15 protein-coding genes are annotated in these 22,887 nt (G+C 44.7%); 4 read left to right on the top strand and 11 right to left on the bottom strand.

Features of this window, described 5'->3' with window-relative positions; genetic code table 11:
• Positions 1-182: 182 nt before the first annotated feature.
• From aac(6') to FHS57_RS20190, 8 genes are all read right to left on the bottom strand, one after another.
• Entirely contained in the window at positions 183-626 is a 444-nt protein-coding gene (gene aac(6'), locus FHS57_RS20225; RefSeq protein ID WP_183976874.1) for an aminoglycoside 6'-N-acetyltransferase, read from the bottom strand.
• 35 nt (positions 627-661) lie between these two features.
• Positions 662-1,432 (bottom strand): nucleotidyltransferase domain-containing protein, encoded by a 771-nt coding sequence (locus FHS57_RS20220; protein WP_183976873.1) that lies wholly within the window; start codon positions 1,430-1,432, stop codon positions 662-664.
• 33 nt (positions 1,433-1,465) lie between these two features.
• Positions 1,466-2,815, bottom strand: coding sequence for a magnesium transporter (mgtE, locus tag FHS57_RS20215; protein ID WP_183976871.1), 1,350 nt, complete (start codon positions 2,813-2,815; stop codon positions 1,466-1,468).
• A 22-nt stretch (positions 2,816-2,837) separates the two neighbouring features.
• Positions 2,838-3,647 carry a 16S rRNA (adenine(1518)-N(6)/adenine(1519)-N(6))-dimethyltransferase RsmA gene (gene rsmA, locus FHS57_RS20210; protein WP_183976869.1) on the bottom strand — a complete coding sequence of 270 codons (810 nt, stop codon included), beginning with the start codon at positions 3,645-3,647 and terminating at the stop codon, positions 2,838-2,840.
• A 154-nt stretch (positions 3,648-3,801) separates the two neighbouring features.
• Positions 3,802-5,466, bottom strand: a complete 1,665-nt coding sequence (locus FHS57_RS20205; RefSeq protein WP_183976867.1) for a glucoamylase family protein — start codon at positions 5,464-5,466, stop codon at positions 3,802-3,804.
• Positions 5,467-5,582: 116 nt separating this feature from the next.
• A complete protein-coding gene (locus FHS57_RS20200; RefSeq protein WP_183976865.1) occupies positions 5,583-6,434 on the bottom strand; it encodes a LamG domain-containing protein in 852 nt (283 codons plus the stop codon).
• An 83-nt stretch (positions 6,435-6,517) separates the two neighbouring features.
• Positions 6,518-8,047 carry a RagB/SusD family nutrient uptake outer membrane protein gene (locus tag FHS57_RS20195; RefSeq protein ID WP_183976863.1) on the bottom strand — a complete coding sequence of 510 codons (1,530 nt, stop codon included), beginning with the start codon at positions 8,045-8,047 and terminating at the stop codon, positions 6,518-6,520.
• Positions 8,048-8,075: 28 nt separating this feature from the next.
• Positions 8,076-11,060 (bottom strand): SusC/RagA family TonB-linked outer membrane protein, encoded by a 2,985-nt coding sequence (locus tag FHS57_RS20190; protein ID WP_183976861.1) that lies wholly within the window; start codon positions 11,058-11,060, stop codon positions 8,076-8,078.
• 230 nt (positions 11,061-11,290) lie between these two features.
• Between FHS57_RS20190 and FHS57_RS20185 the strand changes: the two genes are divergently transcribed.
• The 3 genes from FHS57_RS20185 to FHS57_RS20175 are packed head-to-tail and all read left to right on the top strand — an operon-like array spanning position 11,291 to position 18,960.
• Positions 11,291-14,083 (top strand): triple tyrosine motif-containing protein, encoded by a 2,793-nt coding sequence (locus FHS57_RS20185; RefSeq protein WP_183976859.1) that lies wholly within the window; start codon positions 11,291-11,293, stop codon positions 14,081-14,083.
• Between the two features lie 20 nt (positions 14,084-14,103).
• On the top strand, positions 14,104-17,724 hold the full coding sequence (locus FHS57_RS20180; RefSeq protein WP_183976857.1) for a PAS domain S-box protein: 3,621 nt from the start codon (positions 14,104-14,106) through the stop codon (positions 17,722-17,724).
• A 12-nt stretch (positions 17,725-17,736) separates the two neighbouring features.
• Positions 17,737-18,960 (top strand): 1-acyl-sn-glycerol-3-phosphate acyltransferase, encoded by a 1,224-nt coding sequence (locus FHS57_RS20175; RefSeq protein ID WP_183976855.1) that lies wholly within the window; start codon positions 17,737-17,739, stop codon positions 18,958-18,960.
• Here FHS57_RS20175 and FHS57_RS20170 read toward each other — a convergent pair.
• Positions 18,957-19,730: a 3-keto-disaccharide hydrolase gene (locus tag FHS57_RS20170; protein WP_183976853.1), complete on the bottom strand. Its 774-nt coding sequence runs from the start codon at positions 19,728-19,730 to the stop codon at positions 18,957-18,959. The two genes, FHS57_RS20175 and FHS57_RS20170, sit on opposite strands and share 4 nt — an antisense overlap.
• Before the next feature lie 46 nt (positions 19,731-19,776).
• Positions 19,777-20,673, bottom strand: coding sequence for a DUF6454 family protein (locus FHS57_RS20165; RefSeq protein WP_183976851.1), 897 nt, complete (start codon positions 20,671-20,673; stop codon positions 19,777-19,779).
• A 72-nt stretch (positions 20,674-20,745) separates the two neighbouring features.
• On the opposite strand from FHS57_RS20165, the gene FHS57_RS20160 reads away from it, so the two are divergent.
• A complete protein-coding gene (locus tag FHS57_RS20160) occupies positions 20,746-21,396 on the top strand; it encodes a YdcF family protein (RefSeq protein ID WP_183976849.1) in 651 nt (216 codons plus the stop codon).
• On the opposite strand, the gene FHS57_RS20155 is transcribed toward FHS57_RS20160, so the two are convergent.
• Complete coding sequence (locus FHS57_RS20155) at positions 21,364-22,863, bottom strand: LptF/LptG family permease (RefSeq protein ID WP_183976847.1); 1,500 nt, start codon at positions 22,861-22,863, stop codon at positions 21,364-21,366. The genes FHS57_RS20160 and FHS57_RS20155 overlap by 33 nt on opposite strands.
• Positions 22,864-22,887: the final 24 nt, after the last annotated feature.

Raw genomic sequence — 22,887 nt, 5'->3', positions numbered from 1 at the left:
ATTCGCTACGTGTTTACCAACACAAATGCAAAATTAGTAGGTATTAGCTGGAGAATGATTGTTTAAACAATTGAAAATGTGCCTCTATCCAAAAAAAAGATATTTTATAAGGTAAGAATAGGGGGAAACGTTACAATGTTAGATATAAACAGTGTTATATAACATTATGGTAGATAAAATGTCTAGTCAAGATTTTTGACAAAACACACGATTCTTGCCGCTTCGCTAAAGCCTGCTTTTTCATGGAAGAGAATACTAAGTTGATTTTCAATTTCAACATCGGAGCAGAGTTGTTTAAATCCATGTTGAACAGCCCATTGCTCGGCACGTGTAATAAGCATTTGCCCCAGACCTTTCTGTCGGTAATCGCTAGCGATGTAGAGCCCTTCAATGTAGGCAACGGGTAGTTCGTCGGCACCTTCTACGTAATCATGACGAATGCTAAGTTCAATAAAACCAATGGGTTGCCCTTCTTGGTATGCCAAGAAACATGTACCCTCACCTAATTCTAAAACTTCTTGATAATGACTTAGCATTTCATCCAATGAAGTATCAGGCCAAAGTTGAGTGGCTAACTGTGCAATGGCTCGAATGGAGGAGGGATTAAGTGCTTCGATGAATGGCATTTTTGAACGTAGTAAACAAATTGCTAAATCAAAACTTAAGCCCAAGCTTCAGTCAATGAATTGCGAAATAGGCTATTGAGTAATTGGCTGGAAGGCGGGGCAACTTTTTCAATACTTTTGACAAAATTGGTATAAAATGCTATTTTATCTTCTAAAAAAAGGTTGAGAGCTGGGATAGGGTCAGCTTCATTTAACTCTTCACCTGACTTTTTTCGTATCAACAATTCTTGAATAATGGCTTTTAAACTTGGGTCATCAATCTGACTTTCAAGGAGTACGTCAAATTCTACTGGAGCCATACGGTTAGTTTTTAGTATCCAATCGCAGGCAAGTAGCGGGCGTAAAACGTAAAAATATTTCTTTAAGCGGACTTGTTCTTTTAACAAATAATCTCGGTAGTTGCCTTCTGCCATGTGTAAATAGTGGTGAAGGCAAGCTCTTGGGTTAAAAACCTCCTGTGTCAGCTTTTGAAGTTGTTGGGCCGTCGAAGTTTGTTCTAAGTAAACAATAGGACTCTGTAACCACTCTAACAAGGGAGGGTTTGATTTTCGAAATAGTCTTAGGGCTTTTTTTAGCTCCCATCCTGAAAAATCAAGCTCATTGGGTAACATTTCCTCAATACTATCTCGCTTTTCATCGATTGTTAAATACCAATCTAGCGAATGAATATATACAAATCGAACATCCCAATCACTATTGGTAGAAGCAAATCCCCAAGCACGACTGCCACTCTCAACAGCAAACAAGATTTTGATGTTGTGCTGTTTTTCTAAGCGTAAAAGTTCTTTTTTAATTTCCTGGTTCATCGCATTTTTAGAATTTTATGGTAAAAGATCCTTCTACATTTTCAACAAAAAATGCGCAATTAAAAAATAGGTACCTATCCCAACGAGGTCGTTGGCAGTAGTAATGAATGGCCCCGAGGCAACTGCGGGATTAATACCAAAGCGGTCGAGGATAAGAGGGGTAATTGTCCCCATAAAGGAAGCCAGTAATACCACCGCCATCAGGGAAAGACTTACCACCCACACCAACTGGGTTTGACTAAAAACAAGTACGTATAATCCTGCTAAAAGCCCAATAATGAGGCCGTTGAGGGAGGCAATGACAATGATTTTAAGCAAACGTTCTTTCCAACTTATTTCTAACCCTGACTTGTCGGCCAAGGCTTGCACAATCAACGAAGCCGTTTGGATTCCGACGTTTCCACCCGTCGAACCCATGATGGGTATGAACATCGCAAGGGCGGCTATTTTGCTGAGTTCGCCCTCAAAAATCCGAATTACAGTAGCGGCCATCAAGCTTCCAATCACGCCCACAATCAGCCATGGCAGACGCCCCTTCACTTGTTGCCAAAGGTTATCGTCTTCTTCCACTTCGCCCGTGATACCCGAAATTGCTTGAATATCTTCTTCGGCTTTTTCGATAATGACGTCCAGAACGTCGTCAATGGTGATGCGACCAAGCAAACGTTTTTGGACGTTTACGACTGGAATGGCCTCTAAATCGTACCGTTGCATGATTTCGGATACTTCCTCAACGGGGCGGTAGGTTTCGACGTAGTGAATGTCTTCGTCGTAGATGTTGCCGATTTTGGTGTTTTTTCGGGCTAACACCAAGTTCTTGAGCGAAATAAGCCCTAGTAAGGTCTGATTGTCGTCAACGACATAGACAGCATACACTTTTTCAACGTCTTCGGCTTGTTTACGAATCTCTTCAATGCACTCATTGACCGTCCAATTGACATTGGCTTTGACCAATTCTTTTTGCATCAATCCCCCAGCCACATCTTCGTCGTAGGGGAGGAGGTCAATGATAAAACGGGCTTGTTCACGGTCTTCTAGCAGCCCAATGACTTCTTCCCGAACCTGAATGGGCTGCTCTTGGAGCAAATCCACGGCATCGTCCGAATCAAAAACTTCGATGTAGCGGGCAATTTCGGCGGACGAAAAATTCTCCAAAAAACGTTTGCGGTCTTCGGGTTCTATTTCTGCCAAAATTTCGGCACCTATTTCCGTATTGAGCAAGCTGAAAAGGTAATGGGCGGGTTCGGTCTCCAGCTCATACAACAACATGGTGATGTCGGCAGGGTACAACTCATCCATTTCTGCCCGAAGCAAGGCATCGTCTCGTCCAGTGATGGCCGTTTCAATTTTTTCGAGAAACTCTTTGGTTAATTCAAACGTCATACCTTCAATACGTCTTTATCGGCTATTCGCCGCTGGCAGGTTGATTTTCTACAAGCTGGGTTAACAAAACAAAATCAGCCACGCTAAGTTGCTCGGCGCGTTTGTCAAGAAGCGGGTGATTAAAAGTGAGACCGAGCGGTTTGAGCGCATTCCGAAGCGTTTTACGTCGTTGATTAAAACCCGCCTTCACTACTTGGGTAAACTGCTTTTCATCACAATCAAGTTTGTCAACTTGGTTGCGTTTGAGTCGAACTACGCCTGATTGTACTTTTGGTGGCGGGTCAAAGGCTTCGGGCGGAACGGTAAAGGAATATTCGATGTCATAAAAGGCTTGAAGCAAAACGCTCAAAATGCCGTAGTCCTTTTTCCCTGGAGGCGCTGCGATTCGGAGCGCTACTTCTTTTTGAAACATCCCAATGATTTCAGGAATAAGGTCGCGGTAATCGAGGGCCTTAAAAAGAATTTGGGACGAAATATTGTAAGGATAATTGCCAATCAGGGCAAACCGTCCCGTCCCAGTCGAAGTACCATTTTGAATAGACTGATACCATTCGTTGAGGTTCATTCGGAGAAAATCGCCACCGATGATTTTACCTTCGAGTTTGGGGAAATTTACTTTTAGATAGGCGACTGATTCACGGTCTATCTCAACCACATAGGTGTTGTACTGTTCCTTGGGTAAAATAAACTGCGTCAATACCCCCATTCCTGGGCCGATTTCGAGCACGGTGTCGTATCCTCCGTGTCCAGAGAGAAGGTCAGCGATGCGGTAGGACGCATCCAAATCGCGTAAAAAGTGCTGTCCTAAGTGTTTTTTTGCTTTAACTTTCATGCCTTGGAGGCTTTTGTGGGGCTATGTTTGCGCAATTGCGGCACGAAAGTACAAAATAACCCTTTGGGGAGGGCTATCGAGGAGTAGGAAATGTTAGAGCAGTGGTCGTGTGGTCTGGTTGCTTCCAACCAGACCGCACGTTTCGAGAGGGGGGTTATTCAAAACCCAACTTAGTTTTAGAAGTTTGGACTTCGGGGCACGACATAAAAAGTTTCCACAATAATCCTGTACGGTGGTTTTCAATCATGCAAATAATGGGGCCTTGGTCGATGGCCAAAAATGAATTGGCCCACCAAAGGTTGGTAAGGTTGAAGCCGTCAACAAAACCGTAGTCTTTCCAAATCTTATCGCCCAATTTGTAATAGAAAAACCGCAATGCCCGCATGGACTCTTGTGGCGTATAAGGCATGGCCGAAATCGCCGCAGTAGGGCTGATGACCCCCAAATCTTCGGTGGGAGAGTGGGCCGCGTAACCGTTGTTGGTGTCGCTTGCCGTAAGTCCCCAACAATCAGCACTGTAGCCCGAATAATTTTTAGGATTGGCCAGACAGTACTTGTAGTTGATTTGAGTATGCGCTAAGTTTTGTTGCCAATAATCGGCGTATTGGTCTTTTAATCCTTTGGGATTGAGGCCCAAAAACGAATAATGAGAGAAGAACAACGGCCCGCCTAAGTCAAATCCGAGGGGCAGTGTTACGCCATAAAACTGCTTGCCATTTTTCATTTTGCCATTTTCAGCCCAACCATTGGTATATACATCTTTGTTGATACTGTGGGTAGGAGAGCCCGCAGCCAAGAAGTACGTAATCAAGCATTCGTTCCAGCCGTGAATTTGGTGATTCATGCGCCATTCGTAGTTGGGCGACCAATGCCAGTACAATACTTTTTCGCCGTTTTTGGTATGCCAATCCCATTCAACAGCATTACAAATGTCGTTGATGGTTTGGCGAAGCGCGGTTTCTTCCGTCGTTTTTTTGTCAAAATACTGCCGAGCGGTCATTAACCCTTGGATGAGATAAGCGGTTTCGACCAAATCGCCGCCGTTATCATAGGTACTAAAAGGAACAGTGGCGCCCGTTGTGCCGTTCAACCAGTGAGGAAAAACGCCGTGGTGGGTTTTGGTTTTATTTTTTAGAAAATCAGTCATTTTGGCCAAACGCTCAACCGCTTGTTGACGAGTGATAAACCCGCGCTCAACTGCCACCACCATGGCCATGACGCCAAAGCCTGTTCCGCCAGAGGTACAAACATCGCCAGAGGTATTTCGCTCGCGAGCAAGCCCAGAGACAGGATGACCAAATTCCCAGAAATAGCGAAAAGTCTGCTTTTGTACCAAGGTCAACAGCTCATCGTCGCTAATACGCGGAAATTTATCGGCGGTATCGAGCGCCGTGGTTAGTCCGAGATTAATGTTGGTATTCAGAAGGGTAGTTTTGCGGGACTCCAGCTCAGGGCCTACCAAAATACTATACTGCGTAATGCTTTTTAAGGGTTGTTGCGGAACAAGTCGAACCGCGCTGTCGGCCTTAAAAAAAGTATAATTGAGGGGGATTTTTGCCGACGACTGGCGCTCTACCAACGAAATCGCCGCGGTGGCGGAGGTTGTATTGAGTGGTGCCGAAAAACTTATTTCTATTTTGGGCAAAAGGTTGGTATTGTTGGCATAAAACCCACCAGATTGTTGGTCGTTGACGGTCACCAACGTATAGTAAAATTTCTCTGGGGTGGCAATGTTTTGGGTTTTGCAAGAAAAAAAACTCGTTGAAACAATAAGCGCAGATACGCTGGCAAAGTAAAGGAGTGGTTTTAGGGTAACCATAATGAATGTGATTTTAGGATGCGCCAATGACTTGAGTGCCTAAAGTAAGAGCACCCCTCGGAGGAGATGGTGCTCTTGTATCGTAAAAAGTAGGGTAGAAAATCAAAAATTAACAATTAGCGTCCAGCAGTCTCAAGCTGAAAAAGGGAGCTAATGTCACCTTCAGAAAGGGCTTTGTTCCAAACCCGAACTTCATCAATCATTCCTGTTAAAGGTACTTGCCACGCGTCTGGTGTTCCCGAGATGTTGGTGCCCCATGCACCAATGATTGGCTTGGTTGGAGTTGTGAAGTTGAGCGTACCTGTTGTTCCTCTCAATTCCCACTCTGGGTTCGATACCTTAACGCCGTTTGCGTAAATTTTGAAGTTAGACGTTGCGCCATCCCATGTCATTACTATGTGCGTCCATGTACCGCCAAATTTTGCGGCCTGAACTCCTCCTTTGGCAGGTTCGTTGCGCGAGTCTTGCCAAGAGTCGTTCCCATTCACTTTCGTAACAACCAGTCCTTTCAATACCAAAGTATCAGAAGCGGCTTTTCTCCAACCTGTTTCGGCCATCAAGTTGACGTTACCTGCCCATTCGTTGGGGCGAGTAAGTGTAAAAAATACCGATGGATTTGAACCATTGTTTTTTACGTTAGCCCAGAGACTAATGGTGGCATTGGGAAGGCTGTTTAATGAAGCGATGGCATCGTATGCCAAATAACCCGCGGCAAAGTTAGCCGCTTGCCCTTTGATACCTGTTGAATAAGACACGTTTTGAGACTTGGTAGGAGCGCTTCCTGATTTTGCTTCTTTAGGGTCGCCATTAAGGCCCCAATACGCCACTAAGTTTGAGCTTGCTACTTCGTCGGCGTTGTTGTAACCACCGATAGGAGGTAAAGCTTCTTCTTTGCTGCAAGATGTCAACATGCTTCCTGTGATGATGGCACTTGCCAATGCGCCTAAAAGGATTTTGCTAGTTTTCATGTGATTTTTAGATGTGTTAAAAAAAAGTTGAAACAATGAATAAGAAAAATTGAAAATAAGATGCTTGATGTGTTTTTGGGTGCTTAGTAGCCGCTGTTTTGGATTAACTTTCCGCCACTTAGCGCAATTTGAAGCGCAGGAATTGGCAATAGCTCATGCGTGCCTTTGACGAACTTTTTGCCCGTTTTTTGCAATGTTTCAGCCGCACGGCCTTGGCGAACTAGGTCAAAGAAACGGTCGTGTTCCATGGCCAATTCGACGTGGCGTTCTTGCCAAATGGCTTCGCGAAGGGCCGTTTGTGCGGTAGAGGTAGCAGCTTTTAGCCCTGCTCTTTGGCGAACCCGATTCAGCGGAGTAAGTGCTTCGCCGCTTCTGCCTAGTTCGTTGGCCGCTTCGGCGTGGATAAGTAAAACCTCGGCAAAACGTAGCAAGTGGACATTTTTTTGCTTGCGGTCGCGGTTGCCCAGCCAGCTTTCTACGTTTTTGTTTTCGCTGTGGTACGCTTTGTAGTTGTATCTGAGGTTTTCAACGGAGTCGGCACTTGGGACACGGAAACCATCAAATAATACGGTGCCTTTGTACGTCCCGCTGTTATCGATAAAAATGATGGTTGCATTTTTTCTCAAATCACCTGCTTCGTACGAATTTGCCAAGGTCGTGGTGGGGTTACAAAAGCCCCAACCTAAGTCTGTCCAGCCGCCTTTTCCACCTACCCGTGGCCCTTGGAACATCGAATAGTTGCTGATTCCAAAATCTGAATTATTGAATTGACCCGTTTGAACTTCCAAAATAGCCTCTTTGCTGTTGTCTCCCACTTGCCGCCAAATCGTCGAATAGTCGGCCAGCAAGTCATATTGACCCGAATTGATTACTTCTTTGGATAAATCATACGCCTTTTGCCACTCTTTTCGGTACATATATACTTTTGCCAAAAGAGCTTGTGCTGTTCCTTTGGAGATACGCCCCGCTTGCGTCTGGCTGCGTAGAGGAAGGGTGCTGACACCATTTTGCAAATCGTCGATAATCACTTGATAAATCTCTTCCGCAGACGCTCGGGTTTGGAAAACGGGGTCATTGTTTGCATCGGCGGCGTCTTTAGGCACCCGAAGAATTTTGGGTACTCCTCCGAACCAACGCACGAGGTTGAAATAATAATAGCCTCTAATAAAGCGTACTTCGGCGCTTAAACGGGCTTTGGTGGCCTCGTCGAGGGTTGAATTACTGATGGCAACGAGCGATTGGTTCACTTTGGCGATTCCGTTGTAATAGCCACTCCAGAGCGCTTGGACGAACAAATTGGTTGGGGTGTGGGTAAATTCATCCAAAACGCCTACAGTTCCAGCTTGGTCGCTGGCAGTGCTGCCTTTGTCGGCGTCGTCAGAGAGGATATTGGTCGCCGAAACGAAAGCGATACCGTGTACATCTCCTTCTGCGCCAAATGCTTCACCCAACATCAGGCTGTTATATACCCCAACGACGAGGTTTTGGGCAAAATTTGGATCCGTATCAGCCGTAGGTTTGCCTTGTAATGGAACATCTAAGAAGCTGCTGTTGCAAGCTGTAAGGCTCAATAGCAAACTCACTATACCTACCGAAATGTTATGCTTTTTCATGTCTTTTCTTAGTTGGAATACCACTGATTTAGAAACCTACATTGATACCTACCGCCAACGTTTTTGTGGTTGGATAGGCATTTAGCTCAATCCCCGCTCGGGTGGGGTCCCCTGGGAGTTCGGGCGTAAAACCAGAGTATTTTTTTAACGTGAAGATATTTTGGGCAGTAATAAACACCCTTGCTGTGCCGATATGGGCTTTTTGAAGGGTAGCAGCTGGGAGCGAATAACTCAGCGTAACGTTGTTGAGACGAATGAAATTTCCTGACTCAATAAAGTAAGTAGAAGCAGGAAGGTTGCCCGCATTGGCAGCAGGTTCGGTTTGAATGCCACTACCACGGGTCCAACGGCCGTAAGCCATTGAGCGCTCAACGTTGTCGAGCAATGCTTGGCGGAAGGCTTTTTTACCGTTGTAAACCACATTCCCGAGGTTTCCGATGGCATCAGCGCTGAAATCAAAACTTTTGTAGGTGAAGCCAAGGTTGATTCCAAAAAATACCTTGGGTTGATACGAACCCGCAAACACGCGGTCAGCGTCGTCTATTCGTCCGTCATCGTTGGTATCTTGGTATTTAAAGTCGCCTGCCGAAGCGCCTGGCTGAATCACTTGTCCTTTGGAGTTTTTATAGCCCGATATTTCATCATCCGTTTGGAAAACCCCGAGTACTTGAAGCACGTAAAAACTTCCAACAGGGTGGCCATTATCGGTTTTGGTTGTGTATTGTTGGGCGGCTCCAATCCCTCCGTCAAGAATTGGTTGTCCGCCGTTAAGGCCAATCACACTATTTTTGTTGAAAGTGGCATTGGCTCCAATGCGGTACGAAACGGTCGAACTGATTTTGTCTCTCCAGTTAAGCATTGCTTCTAAACCCGTGTTGCGAATCGAAGCGGCATTGGTCAAAACGACGCCGTCTTTATCGCCCGTAACCGACGGAACTTTGACGTTGATGAGTAGGTTGCGGGATTTTTTATCATAAAAACCAAATTCTCCCTGCAAACGCCCGTTCATGGCGCTAAATTCTACGCCTAAGTCCATTTCTTCGGTGGTTTCCCACTTCAAATTTGGGTCTTTGATTTGGGTAATGGCCGAACCTAACGTGGCAGTTCCTCCGCCAAAAGCATAGGCAAGGTTCGGCTCAACGGTCACAAGGTAGCCATCCGAATCAATGCGGTCGTTGCCTACACGTCCCCAGCTTGCTCGCAGTTTGAGGGTTTCAAACAAGTGTTGACCTTTCATAAATGATTCTTCTGAAAGAACCCAGCCAAGCCCCACCGAGGGGAAATATCCCCAACGGTTTTGAATAGGAAAACGAGAACTTCCGTCGGCACGTAAGGTAGCTGTTAATAGGTATTTGTCTTTAAAATTGTAATTAGCACGGCTGATGTAAGAGTTGCGCGACCATTTGTCACCGTCGCCTGAGTTGGTGGAGGTGTTGGCATTTCCCGTGTTGATATACCAAAGGTTAGAAGCCGCAGGGACGTCTCTTCGGTAGGCACTGAAGGTATTCATCGAATACGCTTCGGCAGTTGTACCTACCATTACGCCAAAGGTGTGGTCGTTCCATTGCTTATTATACGACACCGTATTGTCCCAAACCCAACGAAATAGGGTTGTTTGGCGACTGGTTAGGTTACTGTTGGGATTTCGTTGATTTCCACCAGGCTGAATAAAGGTCGTGCCGTCGTTGTTGAATTGATAGTTGTAAACACGCTGGTTAGCGAAAATCAAATCGCCTCCCATGCTGCTGCGAAATGTCAGAAAAGTAAGGGGTTTAAACTCGACATATCCCGCACCTTGCAAACGGTTGTTGAGGGTTAAATCATCGTTATTTTTGATGTCTAAAACGGCATTCCCTACGTTTTGATAGAGCGACGTATTTCCATACAAACCATTTTCAACCGCAGGAATGATAGGAGCAGCCCGATAGGCATTGTTGTAGGCCGCTCCTAAGTTGACATTCTGATCTCGACTGTTGGCGTACGAGGTCATCAAGCCGATTTTTAGTTTGGGATGAAGTGTAAAGTCGTTGTTGAGGCGGGCAGTAAAGCGCTTAAAAATGTTGTTAATCACAATCCCTTCGTCGGTCAAATACCCCAAGCTCAAATAATGGGTTGCTTTTTCGGAACCACCCGAAATCGACAGGTTATGATTTTGCATCATGGCCGTTCGCAAAATTTGCCCATACCAGTCGGTTGATACATTTCCTGCCTGAATTGGCCGTCCGCTGGCGGCGCTCAAATAGTTGGCATATTCGTTTGCATTGGCCATTTTGACCAAGTTTGCCGCTTGACGCGCCCCAATTTGGTTGTTATAATTGACCGATAATTTGCCCGATGTTCCTTTTTTAGTGGTAATGATAACCACCCCGTTGGCACCACGCGAGCCGTAAATAGCGGTGGAAGAGGCATCTTTCAAAATATCGACATTGGTGATGTCGGCCGTGTTTATGTTACTAATGTCGTCGGTCAAAACTCCATCAACCACAAACAGCGTGGCGGTTCCTGCCAAAGCTGTGCCTGTTCCACGGATACGGATGTTGGGAGAGCTTCCTGGGCGGCCACTACTGATGATTTGAACTCCCGCCACTTTTCCTTGAATGGCTTGGGTAGGCGTCATCACAGGCTGCTTGGCGAGGTCTTCTCCTTTGATACTCGATGTTGCTCCCGTAATATCAACTTTGCGTTGGGTGCCATAACCAACCACGACCACTTGCGCAAGCTCGTTGGCGGCTTCCGAAAGGCTGATGTTGAGCGTTGCTTGTCCAGTATAAGCAACTTCCTTGGTTTCGTATCCTACACTCGAAATGACCAACGTGGCAGTAGAAGCAACGGCCAACGAAAATTGACCGTTCATGTCGGTGGTTGCGCCTAGGTTGGTTCCTTTGATGGCTATCGACACGCCTGGGATTCCTTCTTTGGTTTTTTCGTCAGAAACCTTACCAGTAAGTTTGTTTTGGGCTAAGGTCGCAAATCCTACGAACAGCAGGAAAAGCGTATTCGTAAGTGTTTTCATCGTTAGCTGTTGTAATGTCATCATCATAGTTTAGTATAGGCTAAATAAAATCGTTAATTGTAATAAAGTAAGATATAATGGTGTAATATGAAGGCAAAGGTAAGGCTGTTTGCGAATCGAATCCTAATTATTAGATACATCAATACCACATCATATCTTAGAAATTTTCAAATAAATGCGTATTTTGCCACATCATTGTCGATTTTTTGATGTGAATCACCCTCTTTTTTATGAGTAAAAGGTTTTTGCGTAGTATGTGCTGGCTTGGGTTTTGGGGATGCTTTTTTTTGACTAAAACAGCCCTTTCTCAAACGCTAGAATCGCTCTGTTTGCCTGCGCTGTATAACCATAGCCACCTGACTTATAAGGCCGATAGACAAAACTGGAAGATTACCCAAAGCCCCGTAACGCAGTTTATGTACTTTGCCAATTCAAAGGGGCTTTTGGAGTTTGATGGCGCACGGTGGCGGGTATATGAGCTGCCAAATAAGCAAATTGTACGCTCGGTTTGGGCCGATACAGATGGGCTAATTTATACGGGAGCACTCGGCGAATTTGGTTATTGGAAAGAAAACGCAAAGGGTGTTTTGCAGTATCATTCCTTGAAGAAATTGGTGCACGACCAAGCGTTTCAAAACGAAGAAATTTGGCACATCTTGGAAACTCCCGCGGGCATTCTTTTCCAATCGTTTGCTTTTATGTACTTGTACCAAGGGGGAAAAGTAAAAAAACTCACAACCCCTGGCAATATCTTGTTTACGTTTCAGGCAGGAAAGGCATTCTACCTTGAAGTCATCGACAAAGGCTTGTTTGAATTAAAAGGGGAGCGCTTTCAAAAAATAGCGGCCAGTGAGTTTTTGGGAAAGGAAGCGATTTATACCGTCGCTACTACTGCTATTCCTAACGAACTGCTGATTGGGACAAACAAGGGCCTGTATCGTTTTGATGGCAAACAATTTTCGGTGTTTAATCAAGAATTGCATGATTTTATCCGAACCAACCAGTTAAATGCAGCTACCCGACTTCGTAATGGCAATTATGTGTTTGGAACCATCCGACAAGGCTTGGTCTTGACCAACCAGCGCGGGGAGATTTTGTACAAGATTAACCAAAAAAATGGCCTTCAGAACAACACGGTTCTTTCGCTTTTTGAGGATGAAAAGGGCAATGTGTGGGTTGGGTTAGACAATGGTATTTCGATGCTTGCGCTGAGTTCGCCCTTTAAATATTTTGAAGACCTAGAAGGCAAAATCGGTACCGTATATGACATCATGACGTTTCAGAACACGCTTTATCTGGCTACGAATCACGGAGTTTTTGCCAAATCATTGACGTCAAAGGCCGAATTTCAGCTCATTCGGGGGCTACAGGGACAAGCCTGGGATTTGGAGGTGTTTGACGACCAGCTTTTGTGTGGTCACAACAACGGAACGTATCGGATTGAGGGAGATAAGGCCGTTCAATTGTCTAATATAACGGGTGGGTGGCAACTAAAACGCGCGCTCAATAAACCGTCGATGCTGATTCAAAGTACTTACACCAAGCTCTGTTTGTACGAAAAAGATGCGCAGGGGAAGTGGGTGTTCAAACATACGATGGAGGGTTTCTCAAATCCAACGGCGCAATGGGAGGAGTTGCCCGACGGTCGATTGATTCTTAACACTAAAAATGCGGGTTTGGTGTTGCTTCAACCTGCAAGTGATTATAAAACGGCGAAAAAGGTAACCAATCTGGGGCTGAGGGCAATCAACTTACTGAAACAGGACAAAATCTACGTTACGTCAGAGAAAGGTGTGCAGGAGTTTGACCAAAAGCAATCAAAATTTATACCATCAGCTCGGTTTGAGGAAAGTAAAGCACAAAAACTCTTTGCCTTTTCGGATAAAAGTTGGTGGGAGTTGACGATTTCGGGGGGGCTACGTTTATTGAAAGAACCCAACCAATGGCAAGTGGTACCGCTGCAAAACAATTTTTTGGTGGATGATTATGAGACCATTGTCTCGCATGATTCGGTTGCAAGAATTTTTGGTAGAGAAAACGGATTCGCTTTTTTGGCTTCCACCGACTTGTTGACCCAAAATAACGTCCGCCCGTTGATTCGAGGTTTGGAAGTAGAACAGTTTCCAGAACTAACGCAGTATTACTCCAAAAATGGCCGCTCGGGCGAAATAGCGCTGAAATACAACCAAAATAATCTTAGGTTTAAGTTTAGCTCTACCGATTTTGCTTCTAGTGTCAAATACAGTTATTGGTTAGAAAATGCGTCGAAAGATTGGTCAGACTTTTCTGATAATTCGGTGAAAGAGTTCAATAATTTGATGCCAGGGAGTTATACACTGCACCTCAAAACGAACACAGGTTTGCAAGAAGCAACCCTGAATTTTAGTATTTTGCCACCTTGGTACTGGAATTTGTGGAGTAAATTGGTTTATTGTCTATTTTTCTGCTTGATTTGTTTTTTCTTGTACCAATGGCACAAGAGACGTTTAGCGGCTGAAAATGAACGTTTGCAGCAGCAAAAAGCCCTTGAGTTGAAAGAACAGAAGGAAAAAAATCGACAAGAAATTATTAGAATTAGGAATGAACAATTGGAGCAAGACTTGGTGAGAAAGTCGGAGGAGTTGGCCAATTCTACCATGGAATTGATTAAGAAAAATGAGCTTTTTCAAGAAATTCAGGCCAAGGTAAGTGAGATGCAGGTTCATTCTAAACCCAATGATTTTCAGCAACTTTCCAAATGGATTGAAACCCACATTTCAACTGGAAAAGATTGGCAGGTTTTTGAACAAAATTTCAACCAAGTACACGAACAGTTTTTTAAAAAATTGATGGAAAACTATCCAGATTTGTCCAAAGGTGATTTGAAACTTGCGGCTTATTTGCGCATGAATCTTTCATCAAAAGAAATTTCTCAGTTGTTGAATATCACCTATCGAAGTGTTGAGCTTAAACGCTATCGACTGCGGAAAAAAATGAACCTTGGGCAAGACGAGAACCTTGCCGAATTTATGATGAGTTTTTAGAGCCTTTAATTACTTTTTTTGTGGAAATCACCTTGAAAATCGAACCTAGCTCCTTTATTGACCAACTTAATTTGTTTGGACTGACGGTCCTGCCCACGGGTAGAATTCGTTTTGCCAATGCCTACACCACCCGTATGCTGGGCTGGAGTGTGGAGGAGTTGCAACGCTTCAATTTTTTTGAAGATTTGCTAACCGCCGACCACCGTAACGCAATCCAAACGTTTATCAATGAATCTATCGAACGGGGACGGGTGGCCGAATTTCGAGAAATACCACTGGTTTCAAAAAACAAGCACCTCCGAACGATTTTGCTTAACTCCTTGATTTTGAATAAAGATGAGGCAGGTCTTGTTGATTTTACCTTGATTGGAGACGATGTGACAAATAAGCTTCGCGTCGCCAATGCCCTCGATAAATCGAATGCCCAGTTGCAAGATTTGGTGGACAATACCAGTGATTTGATTCAGTTGGTGTCGTTGGAAGGTAAATTTTTGTTTGTCAATCGGGTCTGGCGCGAACGCCTTGGCTACGATTTGGAGGATTTGGCAACGCTTCAATTGAAAGATATTTTGTGGCCTGAAGCCGCCGATGCAACGCTTCAACTCCTGAAACGCATCCAGGAAGGTGAGCAAGTGCCTGATTTTGAGACTGTTTTTTGGGATAAACAACACAAAAAAATATACTTGACGGGCAGTGTAACTTGTCGGTATGACAATGGAAAACCGACTGCTTTTCGTTGTATTCTTCACGATGCTACCAGCCGAGTACGGGCCGAACGCTCCCAGAGTTTGTATTACAGCATCGCCAATTGGATGATTAAAACGCAAGACTTGGATGAGTTTTATGAACGCGTACACGAAGAATTGGGAAAGGTAATTGATGCCAAAAACTTTTTTATTGCGCTCTACGACCCCACAAAGAGCTATATGTATTTTCCGTATTATGTCGATGAATACTTCAAAGGCAATGTGCGGTTTACAAAACGAAAAATTGGCAATGGCCTGACGGAATATGCCATTCGCGCCAATAAATCACTGTTTTTATACGAAAAAGACATTGAAGAACTCGCTGAAAAGCAGGGGCTTTATATGTATGGAAAAATACCAAAAGTGCTGCTGTGCGTCCCGCTCCGCATTGGTGATCGGGTGACGGGCATCATTGGCGTAAAATCATACACAAACCCCAACCAGTACCGTCATCGTAACCTCGAAATGTTGGAGTTTATTTCGGGGCAAGTTGCATTAGCCATCGCGAGGAAGCAAAACGAAGCCGAACTCAACCGCCAAACGGCCCGATTGAACGCCATCTTTGACAGTAGTTCGTACTTAATTTGGTCGGTCAACAAAGCGTTGCAGTTGACTTCATTCAATAAAAACTACGTGTCGTTTTTGCAGCAACACCTTAGGACAACGCCCGCCATTAATACCACAACCGAGCGATTGGGATGGCAGCTGATGACGATTGATAACCGTCGTTTGATGGAAGAGCGTTATCGTCAGGCATTTAGAGGGACGCCGCAGGGTTTTGAAATGAAAATTGAATCCAGAAATGGGGACATGGACATGTGGCTTGAGTTTAGTTTGAGCCCCATCCGTACCAACGGCAGCGCCATCGAAGAAGTATCGGGTATTGCACGCGACATTACGCCAAGAAAACTTGCCGAGCTTTCGATGCAGCAAAGCGAGGAGAAATTTAGGGGTATTTTTATCAACCTGCAAGATATTTACGTGCGAGCCGACCGTTCGGGAAGAATTACCATGATAAGTCCGTCGGTGCTTAAACGTACTGGATATACCATTGAAGAAGCCCTCAATACCAAAGTTGCCGATTATTTTGTAAACAAAAAGGATGTTCATAAAGCCTTGGTTCGCTTGTCACGGGATAAAAGCTTACGAAATTTTGAGGCCGAACTGCGAATAAAAGACGGGACGGCGCGTCAGTTTATGTTTAACATGCTTTTGTTAAATGACGAGGACGGTGCGCCAATTTTTGCGGCGTTGGCACGCGATATTACGGAACTTAAACGTAACCAAGCCGAATTGGTCAAGGCCAAAGAAGAAGCCGAACGGTCGTTGAAGGTTAAAGAACGGTTCTTGGCCAACATGAGTCACGAGATTCGTACGCCTATGAACGGCGTGATTGGAATGTTGGATCTGTTGAACGGAACGCAACTGGATGTGGAGCAAAAAGACTATGTCCAAACGATGCGACGTTCGTCGGAAACGTTATTGAATATTTTGAACGATATTCTGGACCTTTCTAAAATTGAAGCAGGAAAAATGGCGCTCAACGAAGCCCCTGTTTCGTTGGAAGAAATTTTTGAGAAATTAACGGCGCTTTTCTCGCAAGTTGCTAAAAATAAGAATAATACACTTGTTTGTAAGTTTGACGAAGGGCTGCCTCAGTACATCATTGCGGACCAAACGCGCCTGCTTCAAATTTTGTCAAACCTCACTTCTAACGCCCTCAAGTTTACCGAGAATGGGGAGGTAAAAGTGGACGTGTCGCTGGTTTGGTCAAAAGGAAAGTTTCACAAAATCAAGGTCGAAGTGCGGGATTCTGGAATTGGAATCACGCCCGAAAACCTCAAATTGTTGTTCAATGCCTTTACACAAGTCGATAATTCGTCACGCAAAACCTTTGGAGGAACGGGGCTTGGTTTAGTGATTTCCAAGGAGTTAACTCGTTTGATGAAGGGCGAAATAGGGGTGGAGTCTGAGCTTGGCCATGGAAGTATGTTTTGGTTTACGTTTGAGACCAAAGAGACGGTTATCAGTCCGATTCAGCAACAAAAATCGTCGTCGGAAGAAATTAAACTTGAGAATTATTTTAACGAGTATCGCCCCACTATTTTGCTGGTTGATGACAATTTTGTGAACCGAAAAGTAGCCAGTGAAATTTTGAAAAAAGCGGGTTGTATTGTCGATACGGCTGATAGTGGTAAAAAAGCGATTGAACTCGTTGCCGCTACATTTTCACCCGAAAAACAACATTATGATGTCATTTTTATGGACATCCAAATGCCAGACATGGATGGCATCGAAACCACCCAAAATTTGAGAAATCAATTTGGGAAAACCCTGCCAACCGTAGTGGCCATGACGGCCTACTCAATGAAAGAAGATCGGGAGCGCTTTTTGAGTCAAGGAATGGACGATTATGTGCCCAAACCTATTCGTGCTCAGGTGCTTATTCAAAAAGTAAAAGAGATTGTTGACGCAGGAAAATCCCTAAAAGATACCATTGCCCTTAGCCAAAAGCAAAAGGAAATAGCCCAAGAAATCAAGCTTCCTATCATTGATTTAGACATTGTGGCGCAATTGCGTGATTTGGGAGGAATGGAGCTAATTAGTTCTATTTTTGAAGATTTCGTCATCGAGTCCTCGGAGTTGGTAAGCGAAGCGGTGGCGGCTTTTGCTGAAAACGATATACCAGTTGTCAAAAGCAACATGCACACGCTCAAAGGAAGTGCGGGCACGATTGGGGTGTCGCGGGTGGCCGAAATTGCCAGAATAGGAGAGGGCAAACTTAAAACAAACGATACCAGTACATTGGCAGTGGATTTGGCCAACCTCGAACGAGAGTTTAACGTGTTTTTAAAAGAATATCAACAGATTTTAGAAGAATTTGCTCAAAGTTAGCATTTAGATACCATGTCGCACCGCACTTTTTCTTACAGCCTTTTGAGGGCTTACGTTCGTTTTTGGCACAATACTATTTTTTATCGTCAAGTAGAAATTAAGAATTTTCCGTCGCATTTATCGCCAGATGCGCCGTTGTTGATTATTTCTAACCACCAAAATACTTTGATGGATGCCTTGGCGATTGTGCTCAACGTGGGCAAACGCCAACCTTACTTTTTGACCCGAGCCGATTTGTTTAAAAAAGATACCGTTCGGAAATTATTGATGTCGCTAAAAATGCTACCCGTGTATCGTTTGCGGGATGGGGTAGATGAAATGCAGCAAAACGACGAGATTTTTCAAACCTGCGTTACTATTTTGAGCACTGGAGGTACATTGGCGGCATTTCCTGAAGGAAACCATGGCGTTCAATATCACCTTCGGCCGTTTAAGAAAGGACTGGCGCGTATCGCTTTTCGGGCAGAAACAGAGCACGATTGGAAGGTGAATTTGCAAATCCTTCCCTGCGGATTGTACTATTCGCATTGTCAAAAAATGGGAGAGAGGCTAGTGCTAAATTTTGGTGAGCCCTTTAAAGTAAGCGACTATCGGGCTGATTATGAGCAAAATCAGCCACGCACATTGACCCAAATTACCCGTCGAATGTCGGACGAAATCAAAGCATTGATGTTACACATTGATGATTTGCCCCACCACGATACGATCAAGTGGCTAACCGACAAAGAAAGCCGTAAAGCGGGGGATATGTTGACCCATATTTTACAAAAATCGGAAGAACTGTCGAGTCTAAAAACCAATGAACCAGAGGTATATGCCCAAAAAATAGAAGAAGCATCGGCGGAGAGAAAGCGGCTTTCGAGCCAAGGAATTGAGGCTGAGATTGCGGGGCAACCTCAGCCTTCGTTTATTGCTTTGCTGTTGAAAACCTTGGGGATGATTGGCACGTTGCCAATTTGGCTTTATGGTACTATCAACAGCGGTATTGCTTACGGGATTCCTTTTTTGATGACAAAAAAACTAAAAGACCCGCAGTTTTCGAGCGCATTCCGAATTGTACTTTTTGCCCTTGTTACATTCCCTTTGATATGGTTACTCCAAACAGGTATTGTGTGGGCAGTAACTGATTTTAAAACCGCCGCCGTTTATGCCCTTTTGCTGGCACCTACAGGATATTTTGCGCACCGTTGGGCGCGTTGGTGGAGCGAAACGATGCAGCAGTGGAAACTTCGCTAGAAGTCGGTGGATGACTGGCTGATGTCCATTTTTTGAATCCAAATATTTCGATATAGCACGTCGTGGCCTTCGGCTTGTAGCTTGAGGCCACCAGGCGTATCGGTAATGCCTTTTCCGCCGTCGTTTCCTCCGTCAATTCCTGAGTTAGCCCCGCCCCACACTTGGTTAATGCGCTGATTTTTATGGACTTTCTTGCCGTTGAAATACATTGTTACGAGAGCTTTTTCAACGAGTTTTCCGTCTTTAAAACGAGCTGCTCTAAACACAATGTCGTACGCATTCCATTTTCCAACGCCATTGTAGGCATAATAAGGGGAAGGCGTTTCGTTGATGACCGCCGCCATTCCGTGCGAAGTAGTGTCACCGTCAAGCACCTGAATTTCGTAGCGGTTTTGCAGGTAAACCCCGCTGTTTCCTCCAGGTTTTTGAATCAAAAACTCAATGTGTAAACGAAAATCGCGGAACTTTTCCTTCGTCACAATGTCGGCCGAGCCATATTTCCCACCAGCCGCTGCGGGGTCATTGGTGTTTAAGGCCGTTCCTTTATTGACAGGGTCATTGACGATAAACCATTTGATGGGCAGGGTAGCGGCTAGGCGTGGGCCATCCCAATACGTCCATTTCTCATCCAACATTTGGCGAGAACCATCAAAATAAACCTCCGCTTTTTTGGGAGCTTTAACGCCAACCCCTACTTGGGCCGCCGATTGGTAAGAAATAAAAGCAGTCAGTGCTGCGATGACGATAGGTTTAGAAAATTTAAAATTCATGTTGAGAGGTAGTTGAATTACTTTCAAAAGCGCCAAATCACGCTTTCTACTTCAAAGTAGCCTCATAGACAAACAGGGTAGAGGCGGCATCGTCGTCAGGGACAAAATAGGCACGCAGACCCTTTGCCGTTGATTCGATGAAAAATGGGTTGTTGGTCATGGGGGCACCCGTAGGCGACCAAAGTAAAAGCGGAACCTGAAAAACGGGTCGATTATCGGTCAAGTTGACAATCTCTAGTCCTCCCAAACTAAGCGTTGTCCCGTCGTTTTTTTTGAATTTTTGCAAACCGCCGCAGAGCATAAGGTTGGGGCTTATTGAATGGCAATCTTGGTAATCAATGTAAAAAGAAGGGTTGCTAATGCGTTGTTTTTCAGGGATATTTGTGGTTGTGGTCACTGCCCCAGCTTTGTCTAAATTCCAGTGGTAAAAATGGCGAGAACCCCAACTTGCACCCGACAGCGTTTGGGAGGAGGGCGGATGTACAATAGCGCCAATGTGGTCATCAAACCGCATTACTTCTTGGGCGGTTAGTGACTCGGGCTCTACTTTATAAATGATGGAGCGGCTGTTGGGGCGGTATTCGGCCACGGGCACCCAGAGGTACTTTCCGTCAAAATCAATACCACCAGGGTGATACATAGCGCCTTCGCCGAGGGTGATTTTGCCCAATAATTTACCCGTAGCGTCAAACTTAAAAAGGTGTCCAACACCTTCGCCACCATCACTTGAATCGCGGCGTTTTCGGGTTACTTCGACCGAGCTCATGTAAAAAAACTCCCCAATTTTAACCATTCCTTGGGGGTGAAAACTAGGAAATTGAAGCCGAATCGCGGCGGTTTGCGACCATTCGGTGGCTGGGCGCAATTGTTTGATTTTTTCGACAAGGGAATGTTGGGCAAAAAGAGGGCTCGTGATGAGCCAAAAGGAGACTAGGTATTTCATGCGCGAAAACTTTACCAATGAAAGTACGCCGCCAGCGAAATCTTTGCACTATTTTTGGAAAAAATCAATCCAATGATTCCAGAAACAACCCTAGCACTTGCCCAGCAACTTTGGGACTATCACCATGTTAATCAGCATCTACAAAAATCAGACTGTATTTTGGTATTAGGAAGTCACGATTTGCGCGTGGCTGAGCGGGGAGCCGAATTGTATTTGCAAGGTTGGGCACCTTTGCTTATCATGTCAGGAGGTCTTGGGAGGCTTACCCAAGAAATGTGGTCGGAGCCAGAAGCCGATAAATTTGCAAAAATTGCCCTCGAAATGGGTGTTCCTGCGGAAGCGATTTTGATTGAAAACAAGTCAACCAACACGGGAGAGAATATTTTATTTACCCAGCAATTACTACAAAAAGAAAACCTTGCTCCAGAGCGGTTTATTGTCGTCCAAAAGCCCTACATGGAGCGCCGAAGTTTTGCTACGTTTAAGAAACATTGGCCAGAAAAAGAGTTGATTGTGACTTCCCCCCAACTTTCGATGCAAGCATATCCCACTGCCGAAATTACGTTGGAAGAAGTGATACATATCATGGTAGGAGATCTTCAACGCATCAAAGTTTACCCAGAAAAAGGATTTCAGATTGAACAAGAAATTCCCAAAGAGGTGTGGGAGGCGTTTGAGAAACTCGTTTCGTTAGGCTTCAACAGCCACCTTATTGGCAGTTGATTTACGATTTTTCCACTTCTTTTTTATCCGTTCTACCCAAATGATGTAAATGTCTTTATCAAACAATCGAGAATCTTTGAGGGCGCGGTCGGCAAAATACATGCCTACAAAAAATAGGATGGTGTTTGAAAACCAAGCCCCCACAGGTACCCAAACTAGACCATCTTTGGCCCATTTGTCGCCCTGAAGGGTAAGTACGTAGGATAAAATAAATAACAAAACCGACACTAAAACGGGAATACCAAAGCCTCCTTTTTTGATGATAGCACCAAGCGGAGCACCGAGCAAAAACATGATGAAACACGACACGGCTTGGGTGTATTTGTGGTGCATTTCTAGGTCATAGCGGTACCATGCTTTCCCTTTTTCGGTGATGTAGGTTTTGTTACTTTCGGCGTAAGAGCGGATGTTTTGGGCTTGACTCAGGGCAGTCGCTACTACTTGTTCTTTCTCCGCAGGAAGTACAATGGCTTTTTTCTTTAACAAAGAGTCCACCCATTTGCCAAATTTTGGCGTGGTATTTTTCGCCATGGTTTCAGCACGGAAAGCGTAGCTAAAATATTGTTTTGACTGAGGCAGGAGGCCATCCCTACTTTTGCGGTATTCTTTTTTGAGCGAATCGGCTACTTTGCGAAGTTCCTTCGCGTCTTTCATGTACTCGTGGTACTGAAATTGATTCTCGTCGGTTCGTTTGAGACCAAACGATTCTAGGCTTACGACCATTTTGTAGTGCCCAAAATGGGAACGGGTAAACTGGCCTCCACTATTGGGTGATGAAAAAGAGTTGGCAGTTTGGGCAGCCTCAGAATATTGGGTGCCGTTGAAAAGCTCAAATACCAAATAACTTTTGTCGTTGATGGTGTACATCAAGCCCGAATCGGCTAAAATCACTTCACGGTTACCTGCGTTGTAATCATTGACGTTGTGACGATACACGACCAATCCTTTGAGGCTTCGTTCGTTGGGCGCGGGGAATTTTTTGTCCACCTTAATATTATGTCCTGGAAGGTCATTGTAGAAAATACCTTCTTTAATATTAAGCGTAGCTTTGGCTGTTTTAATATCATAGAGCAGACTGTATCCTTTCAAATTGGCCCAAGGTGCTACCTTATTGTTGTACCAAAATGAAAAAAGGGTGATGGCAATCACCATGACCATGACTGAGCGCATGGCACGCCAAGTAGAAATGCCCGCACTTTTAATGGCGGTTAGCTCAAAAAACTCACCCAAGTTGCCGAAAGTCATGAGCGAAGAAAGGAGCACTGCCAAAGGAAGCGCGATAGGGATGGTTATGAGGCTAAAAAAGACGATGAGTTTAACATAGTTTAACAAATCAATGTCTTTGCCGACGAGTTCATTGAGGTATTGGGAAATGAGGCGCATCAAAAAAATGAAGACCACAATGCACAACGTCAACGCAAACGGCCCTAGAAATGACCGTAAAACTAGCTTATCAATCTTTTTCATGCACTTTTAACTGAACCTCGGCTA

Origin of the sequence: Runella defluvii (assembly GCF_014195535.1) — a bacterium.
Taxonomy (GTDB): Bacteria; Bacteroidota; Bacteroidia; order Cytophagales; family Spirosomataceae; genus Runella; species Runella defluvii.
Note: the sequence above shows the minus strand (reverse complement) of the source record. Positions and strands in the feature narration are given on the sequence as shown.